This is a genomic window from Nonomuraea sp. NPDC003727, assembly GCF_053586935.1.
Genome location: NZ_JBSFNE010000043.1, coordinates 1 through 15173, shown reverse-complemented (window position 1 = coordinate 15173; position 15173 = coordinate 1). Strand labels below are relative to the sequence as shown.

The following is a 15173-nucleotide window of genomic DNA, read 5'->3' as shown; positions in this document are numbered from 1 at the left end:
TCTTGCCCACACCGAACCCGCCCGCCACGACGATCTTCGTCGAGGTCAGGCCGCTAGAGCCTGCGAAGTCCACTTAGCACCCTTTCCAGCAGGTTGAGATCCGGCTTACCCGCCTCCAGCTGCGGCTGGTGGACGCGGATCAAGCCCTCGGACGCCATGTCCGCGATCAGCACCCGGGTGATGCCGAGCGGGACCTTTAAGAGAGCGGAGACCTCCGCGACCGACCTGACCGACCGGCACAACTGGATGATCGCTTGGTACTCCGGACTGAGGAGAGAAAGATCGCGATGTTCGGATGTGGCGGAGGAGACCAACGCCTCCATCGCGAACTTCACCCTGGGCGCCGTGCGCCCACCGGTCACGGCATACGGCCTGACCAGCGAGCTCGGCCCCTGAGGGCGTGGGGCCCCATGTCGCCCCTGATTGTTATCACCAGCCCAACCCTGATCTGTCACAGCCTTCTCCTGTCCCCCATCTCACGCCCCCGCTAGCGGGGACGCGCCGCCTGCAGCTCGGCCCGTACGGCAGGTGTCAGCACCTGACCGGCCCGCTCCACCAGCAGCGTCATCTGGTACGCCACCAGGCCCATGTCACAGTCGGCCGCGGCCAGCACCGCCAGGCACGACCCATCACTGATCGACATGATCATCAACAGGCCGCGCTGCATCTCGATCACCGTCTGGGTGACCATGCCGCCCTCGAACACCCTGGCCGCGCCCTGGGTGAGGCTGATCACACCGGAGGCGACCGCGGCGAGCTGGTCGGCCCTGTCCTTGGGGAATCCCTCGGAGTAGGCAAGCGGCAGACCGTCGGACGACACGACCACGGTGTGCGCGACACCGGGCACGTTGTTCACGAAGTCGGTGATCAGCCAGTTGACGCCGCGGGCGCCCTGACTCAGCTCTCTCATCTGTCCTCCTTGTTCTCGCGGGCGTGGTCGCGAGTGAATTCACGGCCCTGCCGCACTCCCTGCTGGAAGCTCGACAGGCGGCTGCGCACCCGGTCGGGCGAGACCGGCGCGGGCACCTCGGGCGGCGCGCTCTCCGGCGTGCTCGCCGTACCGGGGACCAGGTTGGCTTTGGGGACCCTGCGCGGCAGGCCCGAGGAGGTCGTACCGCCCTGGGCGGGCTGCGCGGCGGCGCGCGCGGCCTGGAAACCGCTGTCGGCGGGCGAGGACCACGAGGTGGACATGCTCTCGCCCGGCCGGCGCTGCGGCAGCCCCTGCGGGCGGCCTTCCGGCGCCGGCGGCTGCTCGCCGGAGAGGCGAGGGCGTGGGGACGGCTCGGGGTCCGCCTCCTCCCGCGTGCTCTCCCTGGCGGCCTTCAGCTCCTCGGGGTCGGGCCGGCGGAACCAGTCGGATCCGACGGAGGAGAAGATCGGCAGGAACTCCTCCCCGTCCTCGTCCATCGGGGAGCTCCGCACGACGGGCAGCGGGCCGGTCATGTCGGCCTCCGGCAGCCCCATGAAGGAGCTGTGGGAGTCGTTGCCCGGGGAGCCGAACGCGCCGGCGGGGTCGCGCTTGACGTGGTCGAAAGCGGAGTTGGCCTCAGGCTCGAGCGGGCGGCCGAAGGCGTCCATCGACCGCGGGTCCGGCTCGGGCAGGCTCCTGGAGAACGGGTCGAAGGCCGGTTCGGGCGTGCCGGACACCGCGGACGGCCAGCCGCGGTCGGCGAGCCCGCCGGACGCCCCGGCACCGCCGGGGCGCTGGCCGTTGGCGGAGAAGCCGCCTTCGGAGAAGCCACCCTCGGAGAAAGCACTGTCGGAGAAGCCACTGTCGGAGAAACCGCTGTCGGCGAAGCCGCTCTCGCGGGACCCGCCGTCGGAGAAGGCGCTCTCGCGGGACCCGCCGTCGCCTTCGCGCGATCCGCCGTCGAAGAAGGCGCTGTCGGAGAAAGCGCCGTCCGAGAAGGAGCTGTCCGAGAAGGAGCCGGTGGAGAATCCCGTGTCGGCGAAGCCCTGCTCGCGCGACCCGCTGTCGGTGAACGTGCCGCTGGGGAAGGCGCTGTCGGACGGGCCGCTCGTGGCGGCCTCGGCGTCGGCCGTGCCGAAGGCGGACTCCTCGCCCATGGACGGCCACGCGGTGTTGCCTCCGGGCGGGGGCAGCGTGCCGGGCCACGGCGTGTGCATCGGCTCGTCGAACCCGCGCACGTCCGGGCTGTCCATGCCGAACGGGGCGACGGGGGCGGCCATGACGGGCGAGTCGAACGGGCTGAAGGAGCCCTGGGTCTGCGGGAAGGGGAAGCCGGTCTGGGCCGGGGCGGACGCGCTGACCAGCAGCGTGTCGGGCAGCACGACCAGCGCGGTGACGCCGCCGGAGGGCTGCGAGCGCAGCTGCACCGTGATGCCGTGGCGCAGCGCCAGCCGGCCGACCACGAACAGGCCCATGCGGCGCGAGACCGACACGTCGACGACGGGCGGGTTGGCCAGGCGCCAGTTGGCCTGCGCGACCTCGTCGGCGCTCATGCCGATGCCGAGGTCGACGACCGCGATCATCACGCCGTTCTCGGCGCGGTTGCTGGAGACGCTGACCTTGGTCTCCCGCGGGGAGAACGAGATGGCGTTCTCGATCAGCTCGGCGAGCAGGTGGACGACGTCGGTGACCGCGGGGCCCGCCACCAGTGTGCCGGTCGGCACCTGGATGTTGACGCGCTCGTAGCCCTCGACCTCCGACAGCGACGCGCGGGCGATGTCGACGAGCTCGACGGGCTGCGTCCACTTGCGGGCGGCCTCCTGGCCGGCGAGGACCAGGAGGTTCTCGCTGTTGCGGCGCATGCGGGTGGCCAGGTGGTCGAGCCTGAACAGGTCGGACAGGCGCTGCTCGTTCTCCTCGCCGTTCTCCAGGCCCTCGATGAGCTGGAGCTGGCGTTCGACCAGGGTCTGGCTGCGGCGGGAGAGGTTGACGAACATCGCGTTGACGTTGGCGCGCAGCTTGGCCTCGTCGCCGGCCAGCCGTACGGCCTCGCGGTGGACCTCGTCGAAGGCCCTGGCCACTTCACCGATCTCGTCACGGGTGAGCACGCCGATGGAGGGCACCTCGGGGATGGCCGCGCCGTCGCCGGACTCGCGCAGGATGCGGACGGTGTCGGGCAGCGTATGGCCGGCCACCTCCAGCGCCTCGGCGCGCAGCCTGCGCAGCGGGCGCACGAGCGAACCGGCCACCCTGGTGGTGATCAGCAGCACGAGCAGCAGCAGCACGAGGATGACCGCGCCGGAGACGATGGCGTTGCGCTGCTCGGCGTCGGCCAGTTCCCTGGTCTGGGCCACGATGGAGGTGGCCAGCTGGTCCTCGACCTTGCGCATGGTGTCGACCGTCTGCTCGGTGCTGTCGTACCAGAGCTTGAGGTCGCGGCGCGAGGTGATGTCGAGGTCGCGGATCTCCTTGTACTCGCGCATCTGGGCCAGGGCGCGCTGGCGCATGGCGTCGGCGCGGTCGACCTCCTGGCCGCGGACCATCTTGCGGTAGAAGGCCAGGTCGTCGCCCGCCGCCTCGGACTCGAAGACGGCCAGCTCGGCCTGCTGGGCGTTCCACGAGCCGAGGAAGTCGGACAGGTCGTCGTAGTCGAGGCTGCGCTCGATCTGCGCGACGACGAGGATGACCTGCTGGCGGGAGACCTCCTCCTTGGCGCGCTCCAGCGCGCCGAGGGCGGTGGCGTCACCGAGCAGGCCCTCGTTGTTGCCCTCGGCGATGAGCTCGCCCTGCAGGCCCTCCATGACGTCGATCATGGAGGTGAAGGTTTTGATCGCCGCTCGGGGGGGAACGCTGTCGCTGTCGCCGATGATCGAGTCGCGGAGCCCGTCGAGGCCCTCGAGCCAGCGGACCACCTCCTCGACCTCGTGGCGCACGCGGAGCGGGTGGGCCTCGTCGATCGCCCTGGCGCTGTCGAGCACCTTCTTCTTGCCCGCGTCGACGACGTCCCGCTGGTTGCGCAGCTGGGAAAGGCGGCCGGCGCGGCGGTTGTCGGCGATGTACCAGGCGGTGAGCGCCCGTTCCTTGCCGAGCTCGTGGGAGAGCGCGCCGAGCCGCTGCACGAGCTCGGCCACCTGGGTCAGGCGGCGGTACTCGGACGCGGTGCCGATGGAGTTGGCAAGCTGGATACCCGCGAGGAGGACGCCCACGACCGTGGGAATCAGGATGAGCAGGATGAGGCGCGATCGCACCCGCCAGTTGCCCAGCTGGAAACGACCGCCCGGCCCGGGCTGCTTGCCTGTGTCCTCCCCCGGGGCGGCGTGCCGGGGGTTTTCCGTCCTCACTGAGTGTCGCTACCTCTCGCCATACGTGCTCGGGAAATCTCTGACACGCATGTGGCGCATGGGATTGCAGGAGCGATCGTAATTGGAACACAACCTGACCAGATCAGCGAACGAGACAAAGCTCGCTAAACACCCATAAATCCGGCTTTTTCGCCCATAACGCCACACGCCGTTTAGGCCGGCCGGAACGAGTCCCGCTCGGCCGGAGCCGCGTGCTTGATCATCAAATGGCGGGTCACAGAGTACTCCTGCACCGCCTCCTGGCTCATGTCCTTGCCGAACCCGCTGCCCTTGACGCCGCCGTGCGGGGCCTCGCTGGCGATGGGCAAGTGATCATTGACCCAGGTCACGCCGACGTCCAGCCGGTGCGAGACGCGCATGGCCCTGGCCACGTCACGCGACCAGACCGAGGAGGCCAGGCCGTAGCGGGTGTCGTTGGCCAGCCTGACCGCCTCCTCCTCGCCGTCGAAGGGCAGCACGACAAGCACGGGACCGAAAAGCTCACCCTGCACGACCTCGCTGTCCTGCCGCGGGCCCGCGATGAGGGTGGGCGGGTAGAAGAAGCCGGGCGCGTCGATCGGGGCGCCGCCGCAGACCACCTCGCCACCGGAGTCGGCGGCCGCGCGGGTCACGAAGCCGTGGACCCGGTCGCGGTGCGCGGCGGAGATCAGCGGCCCGATGTCCGTCGTGGGGCTCCAGGGGTCGCCGACCTCGATCTCGGCCAGCGTAGCGCGGATGGCCTCCACCGCGTCGCCGTACACCTGGCGGGCGACGTAGACGCGGGTGGCGGCGGTGCAGTCCTGGCCGGTGTTGTAGGTCGCGCCCATGGCCACACCGCGCGCGGTCTCGGCCAGGTCGGCGTCCTCGAAGACCAGGGCGGGCGCCTTGCCGCCGAGCTCCAGATGCACCCGCTTGAGCGTGCGCGCCGCACCCGTCATGACCGCCCGGCCGGTCTCGGTGGAGCCCGTGACGCTCACCATGTCCACGCCCGGGTCGGTCACCAGCGCCTCGCCCACCTCGGCGTCGCCGGTCACGACCTGCACCAGGTTCGCGGGCGCGCCAGCCTTGGCGATCAGCTCGGCCAGCCGGACGGTCGTGCGCGGCGTGTTAGGCGCGGGCTTGATCACTACCGCGTTGCCCGCGGCCAGGGCCGGGCCGAGCTTCCACACCGCCATGACGAAGGGGAAGTTCCACGGCGCGATCGAGCCGACCACCCCGACGGGACGGCGCAGCAGCACCGAGGTGTAGCCGGCGCTGAGCACCCCGGCCCCGCTGCCCTCCAGCGAGCGCGCGGCCCCGGCGAAGAAGCGCAGGTTGTCGGCGGCGAAGGGCAGCTCGCCGTCCCTGAAGACGGCCGCGGGCTTGCCGGTCTCCTCCACCTCGAGCCTGGTCAGCTCCTCGGCGTCGGCCTCCACCAGGTCGGCCAGGCGCAGCAGCACGCGGGCACGCTCGGCGGGGGTCGCCTGCGACCACTCCTCGAAGGCCGCCCTGGCCCGCCGGACGACCTCGGCCACCTCGTGGACGGGCGTGTCGGGCAGCTCGGCGAACGGCAGGCCGGTGGCCGGGTTGATCAGTTGACGCATGGTGTCTTTCCTCGGAAACGATCGGGTCGGTCGCCTGCCGTGACGGCCGGAGACCACGTCTGAGGGGAACGCGCGACGGCGTTCCCCTCAGACGGTCGGTCAGGCGTGGCTTACTTGCCGAGCTGCTCGATCAGGTCGGCGGCCTTGCGCAGGCCGTCACGCCGGCGGATCTCCTCACCCGCGGCGGCCAGCCTGGCGCGCAGCTCGGTGTCGCCGAGCAGGCGGTCCAGCGCGCCCGTGAGCTCCTCGTCGGTGAAGGAGTAGGTGGACAGGCGCACGCCGTAGCCGAGCTCGTCCACGCGCTGGGCGTTGTCGTACTGGTCCCAGAACAGCGGCAGCAGAATCATCGGCTTGCCGAAGTGGATCGCCTCGGTGGTGGTGTTGTTGCCGCCGTGGGTGATGACCAGGTCGACCTGCGGGATGATCTTCGTCTGCGGGACGAACTCCGCGCCCCACATGTTGTCAGCGAGCTTGATCTCCTCGTGCAGCGGGCCCTTGGAGACGATGTACTGGTGCGGCGTGGTGGCCAGCACGTCGATGACGCGCTGCATGAGCTCCACGTCGGCCGAGCCGAGCGAGCCGAGCGAGAAGTAGACCAGCGCGCCGTCGGCGCGCTCGAAGGGCAGCGCGAAGTCCTCGTCGGTCTCGCGGACCGAGGAGTCGAGGCGGTGCCAGCTCGGACCGAGCGGGCGGGCGTCGGTGTAGTCGAGCAGCTCGGGGTAGACGTAGAGGTTCAGGTCGCCCTCGTGGATGAAGTCGAGGTCGGGCAGCGGCCGGGTGCCCTGCTCGACGCACCACTCGTTGAAGGCGGTCCAGATCTCGCGGTGGGTGCGGTCGTACTCGGCGACGAAGGCGTCCCACTCGCCGCGGTCGCCGGAGGGCAGGCCGGAGAAGACCGGCGGGATCCCCTCGCCGCGAACCTCCAGCGGGTTGCAGGAGACGATCCTGACGAACTTCTTGCCCGTCGTCAGCAGCGCGGGGAAGGTGATGACGTTGTCCTCGACGATGATGTCGGGCTGCACCCGCTCGATGATCGCCTTGAGCTGCGGCTCGCAGTACTTCACGCCGTCGATCAGGGCGTCCCAGATCGGCTTGGTGACGGTCTCGAGCTGCTCCTTGGTGCTCTTGCGGTACTCCGGAGCCGTGTCGCGGATGAAGTCCTTCCAGAACTGGCCGGCGTCCTGCTCCTCCTCGGCGGGCGGCGCCAGGTCCACCAGGTCCTCCTCGAAGCCGAGCGCCTCGAGCTTGCCCTTCCACGACGCCTCGGCGGCGAAGACCACCCGGTGCCCCCTGCGGCGCAGGATGTCACCGATGCCGATGCTGTTGTTCGTGGGTCCGTACGCGCTCTCGGGCATGAACAGGATGGTGAGAGACATGATCAACTCCGGGGGGACACTCAGTTGAATTTCAATTCAAATACTGTCTAGCGGGATGGTCAACTTCAAGGCAGTATGTGCCCGCATGACCTTAATGACGCCACAGGAACGGGGGTGCTGGTGACCGCGCGCAAGAGTCGCTCGGACCGGCGGATCGACCTCATCGAGGCGGCCCGGCGGGCCATCGTCCGCCACGGCATCGACGGGGTGCAGCTGACGCACGTGGCCGAGGAGGCCGGACTGACCTCGGGCGCGGTGCTCTACCACTACCCCGACCTCAGCGAGTTGCTCGTCGAGGCGCACCACGCCAGCGTGGAGCGCTTCTACGAGCACCGCATGCGGCAGATCTCTGCCATCAGCGACCCCGCCCGCAAGCTGGTCGTCACCATCCGCTCGGGACTGCCGACCGGGCCGCTCGACCCGGACGTGCGGCTGCTGAACGAGCTCGGCGGGGCCGCCGGCCGCAACCGGATCTACGGCCTGCTGCTGACGACCCTGTACGACCGCCAGGTGTCGATGTACCAGGCGGTCCTGGACACCGGGACGGCGCTCGGCGTGTTCACCCTGGCCACCGACTCGCTGACGATCGCGCGCAACCTGGTGGCCCTGGAGGACGCCTACGGCTATCGCATCACGGCCAGGCATCCGCTCATCGGCCCCGAGGAGGCCGTGGAGCTGATACTGAGCTATGCCCGAGCGGCCACCGGCTGCCAGCTGGCTCCCCACTGACTCAACCTTCCCGGATCAGCACCGCGTCGTGGGCGTCCCAGTCGAGCCGGACCTGGGCGCCCGCCTCGACCTTCGCGGCGCCCTGCTGGGCCACCAGGACAGGCTTGTCCCTGCCCTCCACGGTGACCGCGATGTGCGAGATGCCACCGTAGAAGCTCACATCGACCACGGTGCCGGGCAGGCCCTCGCCGGACATCTCATCGGACAGCCGCACCTTCTCCGGCCGCACGGCCAGCAGCGCCTTCCTGCCCTTGCTCTCGCCACCCTCGGCCTCGCCGTCCTCGGCCTCGCCGTCCTTGGTCTCAGCACCGTCAGACTCGGCGTCCTTGCCGTCGGTTCCCTCTGCGTTGGCGCCATCAGACTCGGCACGCTCGGGCTCCGCGCCCTCGGCGTCGGTTCCCTCGCTCTCAGCGCCGTCAGACTCAGCATCGTCGGACTCGGCGCCGCCGGACTCGGCACGCTCGGTCTCCGCGACCTTGCCGTCGGTACCCTCGGCCTTGGCGCCATCAGACTCGTCGCCGTCAGACTCGGCACGCTCGGTCTCCGCGACCTTGCCGTCGGTTCCCTCGGCCTTGGCACCGTCAGACTCGGCGCCGTCAGACTCGGCGCCGTCCGTCGCGGTGTCCTCTGACTCGGCACGCTCGGTCTCCGCGCCCTCGGCGTCGGTACCCTCGCTCTCAGCGCCATCAGACTCAGCACCGTCAGACTCGGCGCCCTCGGACTCGGCATCGGGAGAATCGGGGCCGTCGGTCGCGGCATCCTCGGACTCGGCGCCTTCGGACACCGCATCCTCGGACACCGCGTCCTCGGACACCGGCTCCTCAGACGACGGCTCCTCGGACACCGGCTTCTCGGACGCCGCGTCGTCGGGCTCGACGATCTCAGGATCCTCGATCTCGGCGCTCTCGGCGGGCAGGACGCCCAGTCCGGGGACCTCGAGGCCGCCCGGCACCGCCGTACCCTCGAAGAGGTTGTTGGCGCCGACGAAGTCGGCCACGAACGGCGTGCGGGGCCGCTCGTACAGCGCGACCGGCTCGTCCACCTGGCGCACCTGGCCCGTCTGGAAGACCGCGATCCGGTCGGCGAGCGACATGGCCTCCTCCTGGTCGTGGGTGACCACGACGAAGGTGATGCCGACCTCGTGCTGCAGCCGCTTGAGCTCCAGTTGCATGCCCGCGCGGACCTTCTTGTCCAGCGCGGACAGCGGCTCGTCGAGCAGCAGCAGCCGCGGGCGCTTGACGATCGCTCTGGCCAGGGCGACACGCTGGCGCTGGCCGCCGGACAGCTGGGACGGCTTGCGTCCGGCCATCTCGGCCAGCCCGATGGTCTCCAGCACCTCGCCGACCCGCTGCCTGATCTCGGCCTTGCCGAGCTTCTCCTGCTCCAGGCCGTAGGCGATGTTCTTGGCCACGGTCATGTGCGGGAACAGCGCGTAGGACTGGAACATCAGGTTGATCGGCCGCCGGTTCGGCTGCATCGACAGCAGGTCGTCGCCGTCGAGCGTGACCGTGCCCGCGTCGGGCGTCTCGAAGCCGGCCAGGATGCGCAGCAGCGTGGTCTTGCCGCAGCCGGAGGGGCCGAGCAGGGCGAAGAACTCGCCCTGCTCGATCTCGAGCGAGACGTTGTCGAGCGCGGTGACGTCTCCGAACCTGCGGGTGACGCCGTCAATCTTGAGCACGAATCTCCCCGATCTTCGTCATGCGCTGGGCGACGATCACCACGGTGAAGCTCACCAGCAGCAGGATCGAGGCGAGCGCGTTGATCTCCGGGGTCACCCCGAACCTGACCATTGAGTAGATGACGATCGGCAGCGTCGGCTCGGTCGGCGCCGCCGTGAAGAACGCGATGACGAACTCGTCGATCGACAGGGTGAAGGCCAGCAGCGCGCCGGCGACGATGCCGGGCACGAGCTGCGGCAGCGTCACCCTGACGAAGGTGGTGACGGGTCCGGCCCCGAGGTCGCGTGAGGCCTCCTCCAGCGAGGAGTCGGCGTGGGTGAGCCTGGTGCGCACGACGGCGGCGACGAACGCCATGCCGAACAGCGCATGGGCCAGGATCACCGAGTGCAGGCCGAGGCTGAACTTCACCACGTCGTAGAAGACCAGCAGGCCGATGGCCAGCACCAGGTCGGGCAGGATGGCGGGCATCAGGCCGAGCGCGTCGAGCAGCTTGGACCTGGTGTACCTGGCCAGTCCCACCGCCAGCATCGTGCCGAGCACGGTGGCGAGCACGGTCGAGCCCGCCGCCACGATCAGCGTGTTGGCCAGGCCCTTGAGGATCTTCTCGTCCTGCGCGAGCACGCCGTACCACTTGAGGCTGAAGCCCTCGTGGACGTACGGCGAGCGGCCCGCGTTGAAGGACATCACCAGGAGCACGAGGATCGGCGCGTAGAGGAAGACGTAGGTCAGCCAGAACGGCACGTAGAGGAAGCGCGGCTTACCCACGGCGGTTCACCCACGACTGGACGACGAGCAGCACGACCAGGACCAGGATCACGGCGAGCGCCAGGGTGGAGCCGAACGGCCAGTCACGTGACTTGAGGAACTCCGTGCGGATCAGCGTGCCGACCGTGGCCGAGCGTCCGCCGCCGAGGATCTCCGGGATGACGAAGTTGCCGAAGCTCGGCACGAAGACGAACAGGCAGCCGGTGGCCACGCCCGGCAGCGTGAGCGGGAGCGTCACGCGCCTGAAGGTGGTGAAGGCCGAGGCTCCCAGGTTGGCCGAGGCCTCGCGCAGCTGCGGGTCGAGCTTCTCGATGGCGGCGTACAGCGGCAGCACCATGAGCGGCAGGTAGGAGTAGAGCAGGCCGGTGACCATCGCGCCCTGGTTGTAGAGCAGCTCGAACTGCGTGCCCAGCGCGGAGTTGATCAGGCCGGGGCCGCTCAGCAGGATCGTCCACGCGTAGATCCTGATGATGAAGTTCGTCCAGAACGGCAGGACGATCGCGACCAGCGCGATCGTCTTCCACGTGCGCGGCAGCCTGGCGATCAGGTACGCCGTCGGGTAGCCGAGCAGGAGCGCGAACACGGTGGTCAGCGTGGCCAGCTCGATCGACTCCAGGACCACGTCCAGGTAGAGCGGATCGAGCAGCCTGGTGAAGTTCTCCGTCGTGAACTCGTAGACGATCCCGCCGAAGCGGCCGCGCCTGAAGACGGTGTAGCTGAGCACCAGGACGAGCGGGACCAGCATCAGCACCGCCAGGTAGGCGATGCCGGGCCCCAGGAACACGAACGCGCCCAGCCGGCGCCCCCACCGAGGGGACACCGGCCGGGCCTTTCCCACGGTCTTCACGCTTACTTGGCCGCGACCTCGGTCGACAGGCGGGTGAACTTGGTCGCCGCCTCTCCCAGGTCGATGATCGACTCACCCTGGAGCAGCTCGGCGGGCGAGATGCCGAGCAGCGACCCCTCGGGGATCTGGACCTTGTCCATGGCCGCCTTGTTCGGGACCTTGTAGTTGATGTTGGCGGCAGCCCAGCTGTGGATCTCGGGGTCGAGGATGTAGTTGATCAGCGCGTGCGCGGCCTCCTTGTTCTTGGAGGACTTCATGATCACCATGGTGTCCACCCAGAGGTCGCTGCCCTCCTTGGGGACCACGAACTTGATGTTGTTCTTCGGGTCCGTGGTGGGGCACCAGCCGTCCCACGCCTCGACCATGACGGCCTCGCCGGACTTCAGCTTGTCGCCGAAGGTCACGTCGTCGTACTGGAGCAGCTTGGGCTTGGCCGCGAGGAGGAGCTCCTTCGCCTTGGCGATCTCCTCGTCCTTGTCGGTGTTGACCGAGTAGCCGAGCGACTTGAGCGCGGGCAGGGCCAGCCAGCGCTCGGTGGTCATCATCGTGACCTTCTTCTCGGCCCAGGCCGGCGGCGTCAGGATGTCCTTCCAGCTGGTCGGCTCGGCCTTGACCAGGTCGCTGCGGTAGCAGATGCCCGTCGTGCCCCAGGTGTAGGGGACGGAGATCTTGTTGCCCTTGTCGTAGGAGAGCTGCGTGGCCTCGGGGTAGAGGTTGCTGAGGTTCGGGATCAGCTCGGGGTGGATCGGCTCCAGCAGGCCCGCCGCCGCCAGCGCCTGGGCGTACTGGCCGGAGACGAAGGCCACGTCGACGCCCGCGCCGCCCTGCCCGGTCAGCTTCGCCATCGCGGTCTCGTTGGTGTCGTGCTCGACGACCTTCACGTCCGCGACGCCCAGCTTGGCCTTGGCCTTCTCCGGCAGTTCCTTGGGCGTGTAGCCCGGCCACACGGTCACCGTCAGGCTCTGCTTGGACAGGTCGGCCTTGGCGTTGAGCGGCGCCGCGCTCTGTGCCGGCTTGGCGCTGTCGGTCGACGACTCACCGCCGCACGCCGCGACGGCGAGCGCGAGCCCGGCCGCCGCCACGACGGCCGGAAGACGACGGGTGTACCGGGTACGGGACACGGCCGCTACTCCTTCTAGATTCAGATGTACGAGGGGTCTCGCGACCAACCGGGCACTGCAGACCAAAGCAGGAGTGTTGCAGCCAACATCAACATGAGCAAGACTTTTCCGGACATTGTCACCAGGAAGTTCGATAAACGTGTTGAATCGCGATTCAATATGGCGACGACTGCCGGCCCCACGTAAGAATCACGTTACCGATCAGGACGGCGCCGTGACCAGTTCCCGGCCAACTCTCACCGCCGCTCTCAGCGCCGGTGAAGGGTTCACGGCGGCGTTCCTGGCGGCGCTGTCGGCCCCCGTGCCCGAGCCCTTCAGGGTCCGCCGCTACCTGCCCATGCCCGCCCCGTACGGCACCGCCGGCGAGCCCGGCGCCGGGGACGCCTGGCGGGAGCGCGGCATCGACGTCGACCAGACCAACCACTCGGTGGTGGTCGGCGAGCGGGTCGTGGTGAAGTGGCTGGCCGAGCCGGCGCCGCTGCCCCACCCGACGCTCGCGGCGTTCGCGCACCTGACCGAGGCGGGCTTCCGGGACACCGCCCCGCCGTACGCGGCGCTCACCAGGGTCGAGCCGTCGGGCGCCGAGACGCTGCTGGCCCTGGTGACCGGCTACCTGCCCGGGGCGAGGGACGGGTGGGAGTGGTGCGTGGACGAGGCGGAGGCGGGCCGTACCGGCTTCGCCGCCACGCTCGGCCGGCTGGCCGCCGACCTGCACCTGGCGCTCGCCACCTTCCCCGCGGCGGACGGCGCGGCCCCGGCACCAGTGCGCCTTCCCCAGGACGCGGCCCCGGCACCAGTGCGCCTCCCGCAGGGCGCGGCCCCGTCACCGGCGGGCGGCGAGCCCGGCGGGGCGGACCTCTGGCGGCAGGAGTCCGCGCTCGACCGGGCGGCCGGGGCGCTGGAGGAGGCGCTCGCGCTCACCGACGGCGAGGACGGCGCGTGGCTGCGCGCCCACGAGCCCGCCCTGCGCGCCGGGCTGGCCCCGCTGGCCACCCCGGTCACCACCCCGAGGATCCGCATCCACGGCGACTTCCACGTCGGCCAGATCCTCCAGTGGCGCGACGGATACGCGGTGATCGACTTCGACGGCAATCCCACGGTCGCCGACGCCGACCCCTACCAGCCCGCCGCCCGCGACGTCGCCCAGCTCACCACCAGCCTGGAACACGTCGCCCAGGTGGCCGTCAAGCGCCGCGGCACCGCCCCCTCCGCCGCCGCCGCGTGGGCCGCCGCCGCCAGAGCCGGTTTCCTGGAGGCCTACCGGCTGCGGCTGCGCGCCGCCGGCCGGGCCGAGCTGCTGGACGAGCGCCTGCTCGGCCCGTTCGAGATCGAGCAGGAGTGCCGCGAGCTGATCTACGCCGCGCGCCACCTGCCCCGCTGGCGCTACGCCCCCATGGGCGTGCTGCGCACCCGCTACACCGAGGAGAACCCGTGAACCCCGAGCTGTTCCACGCCGACCTGGAGGCCAAGCCCTCCGCCCTCGCCGACCTGGCCGCGTGGCTGGAGAAGGAGCCGCTGACGCTGCCGGAGGGGCTCAGGCGAGTGGTGTTCCTCGGCATGGGGAGCTCGCGCTACGCCGCGAGCGTCGCCGCGCTCCGCCTGCGGGCCAGGGGCTTCGACGCCTACGCCGAGTACGGCTCGGCCGCCGCCACCTTCCCCGCCGGCCCCGAGACGCTCGTCGTGCCGATCTCGGCGACCGGCGGCAGCAGGGAGACGCTCGACGCCCTCGCCCGCTACGCCGGCGGCCCCTCCCCCGTCGTCGCCCTCACCAACGTCGCCGACTCGAAGATCACCGAGGGCGCCGACCAGGTCATCCCGATGCTGGCGGGCGAGGAGCGGGGCGGCGTCGCCTGCCGTACCTTCCAGCACACGCTGGCCCTGCTGCTGGCGCTGGAGTCGCACCTCACCGGCGCGCCCCGCGACCTGCCCGAGCTGGTACGGCGGGCCGCCGAGGCCACCTCCGACCTGCTCGACCGCCGCGACGAGTGGCTGCCGACCGCCCTCGACCTGCTCGACGGGCCGAACGGCGTCTACACGATCGCCCCGGCCGAGCGGCTGTCGTCGGCCCAGCAGTCCGCGCTGATGGTCCGCGAGGGGCCGCGCAGGCCGGCCGACGCGTGCGAGAGCGGCGACTGGTCGCACGTGGACGTCTACCTCACCAAGACCCTCGACTACCGCGCCCTGCTGTTCCCCGGATCGGCCTACGACGAGCAGGCCATGGACTGGGTACGGCAGCGCGGCTCCACCGTCCTCACCGTGGGCGGGCACGTGGAGGGCGAGCGCGCCGCGATCCGCTACCGGCACGACGAGGATCCGGACGTGGCCCTGCTGACCGAGACGCTGGTCGCCGAGCTGGTCGCCGCCCACTGGTGGCGCACCGCCTGACGCCCTGCTCCCCGGACCTGGGCCCGCCGGGTGCGGGTCAGGGTCCGGGCCAGGAGGTCGGGCCGTAGGCGGTCAGAAGGTGGGGCCGTAGGAGGAGCGCACGGTCAGGGCGTGTTCGACGAGCGTGATGAGCGTGCTCTTGACCGCTTCACGGGAGCGCGCGTCCGTCCGGACGATCGGCACGTGCGGGGCGAGCGTCAGCGCGTCCCGCACCTGGTTCTCCACGTGCGGGAAATGCCCGTCCCACCCGTTGAGCCCGACCACGAAGGGGAGCTTCGCCTCCTCGAAGTAGTCGATCGCGGGGAAGGAGTCGGCCAGGCGCCGCGTGTCCACCAGCACGATCGCGCCGATGGCGCCGCGCACCAGGTCGTCCCACATGAACCAGAACCGGTGCTGACCGGGCGTGCCGAACAGGTACAGGATCAGGTCCCTGTCCA

General features: G+C 70.3%; 13 protein-coding genes. 3 read left to right on the top strand and 10 right to left on the bottom strand.

Annotated features, from left to right (window positions below; all coding sequences use genetic code 11):
• Positions 1-53: 53 nt before the first annotated feature.
• From ACWDLG_RS44755 to ACWDLG_RS44735, 5 genes are all read right to left on the bottom strand, one after another.
• Positions 54-380, bottom strand: coding sequence for a DUF742 domain-containing protein (locus ACWDLG_RS44755; RefSeq protein WP_354923097.1), 327 nt, complete (start codon positions 378-380; stop codon positions 54-56).
• A gap of 107 nt (positions 381-487) precedes the next feature.
• On the bottom strand, positions 488-910 hold the full coding sequence (locus ACWDLG_RS44750; protein ID WP_354923062.1) for a roadblock/LC7 domain-containing protein: 423 nt from the start codon (positions 908-910) through the stop codon (positions 488-490).
• Complete coding sequence (locus ACWDLG_RS44745) at positions 907-4251, bottom strand: nitrate- and nitrite sensing domain-containing protein (protein WP_449931720.1); 3345 nt, start codon at positions 4249-4251, stop codon at positions 907-909. Before ACWDLG_RS44745 ends, ACWDLG_RS44750 begins: the two co-directional genes overlap by 4 nt.
• 173 nt (positions 4252-4424) lie before the next feature.
• On the bottom strand, positions 4425-5834 hold the full coding sequence (locus ACWDLG_RS44740; RefSeq protein ID WP_449931718.1) for an aminobutyraldehyde dehydrogenase: 1410 nt from the start codon (positions 5832-5834) through the stop codon (positions 4425-4427).
• Between the two features lie 110 nt (positions 5835-5944).
• Entirely contained in the window at positions 5945-7210 is a 1266-nt protein-coding gene (locus tag ACWDLG_RS44735; RefSeq protein WP_449931716.1) for a glycosyltransferase, read from the bottom strand.
• Between the two features lie 114 nt (positions 7211-7324).
• Between ACWDLG_RS44735 and ACWDLG_RS44730 the strand changes: the two genes are divergently transcribed.
• Entirely contained in the window at positions 7325-7939 is a 615-nt protein-coding gene (locus tag ACWDLG_RS44730; protein ID WP_449931714.1) for a TetR/AcrR family transcriptional regulator, read from the top strand.
• Between the two features lies 1 nt (position 7940).
• On the opposite strand, the gene ACWDLG_RS44725 is transcribed toward ACWDLG_RS44730, so the two are convergent.
• Genes ACWDLG_RS44725 through ACWDLG_RS44710 form a run of 4 tightly spaced genes read right to left on the bottom strand, consistent with a single transcriptional unit; the run spans position 7941 to position 12351 of the window.
• Entirely contained in the window at positions 7941-9617 is a 1677-nt protein-coding gene (locus tag ACWDLG_RS44725) for an ATP-binding cassette domain-containing protein (RefSeq protein ID WP_449931712.1), read from the bottom strand.
• Complete coding sequence (locus tag ACWDLG_RS44720) at positions 9604-10383, bottom strand: ABC transporter permease (RefSeq protein WP_449931710.1); 780 nt, start codon at positions 10381-10383, stop codon at positions 9604-9606. Before ACWDLG_RS44720 ends, ACWDLG_RS44725 begins: the two co-directional genes overlap by 14 nt.
• Positions 10376-11230: an ABC transporter permease gene (locus ACWDLG_RS44715; protein ID WP_449931708.1), complete on the bottom strand. Its 855-nt coding sequence runs from the start codon at positions 11228-11230 to the stop codon at positions 10376-10378. The genes ACWDLG_RS44720 and ACWDLG_RS44715 overlap by 8 nt, the downstream gene beginning before the upstream one ends.
• A 2-nt stretch (positions 11231-11232) precedes the next feature.
• The gene (locus tag ACWDLG_RS44710) at positions 11233-12351 is read right to left on the bottom strand and encodes a polyamine ABC transporter substrate-binding protein (RefSeq protein ID WP_354923085.1); all 1119 of its coding nucleotides are present in this window, start codon (positions 12349-12351) and stop codon (positions 11233-11235) included.
• Positions 12352-12565: 214 nt separating this feature from the next.
• On the opposite strand from ACWDLG_RS44710, the gene ACWDLG_RS44705 reads away from it, so the two are divergent.
• Both ACWDLG_RS44705 and ACWDLG_RS44700 read left to right on the top strand, forming a co-directional pair.
• On the top strand, positions 12566-13786 hold the full coding sequence (locus tag ACWDLG_RS44705) for a hypothetical protein (protein WP_449931706.1): 1221 nt from the start codon (positions 12566-12568) through the stop codon (positions 13784-13786).
• A complete protein-coding gene (locus ACWDLG_RS44700; protein ID WP_449931704.1) occupies positions 13783-14736 on the top strand; it encodes an SIS domain-containing protein in 954 nt (317 codons plus the stop codon). The genes ACWDLG_RS44705 and ACWDLG_RS44700 overlap by 4 nt, the downstream gene beginning before the upstream one ends.
• 72 nt (positions 14737-14808) lie before the next feature.
• Here ACWDLG_RS44700 and ACWDLG_RS44695 read toward each other — a convergent pair.
• Positions 14809-15173: GTP-binding protein (locus ACWDLG_RS44695; protein ID WP_449931702.1), on the bottom strand; the 365-nt coding region annotated here is incomplete at its 5' end.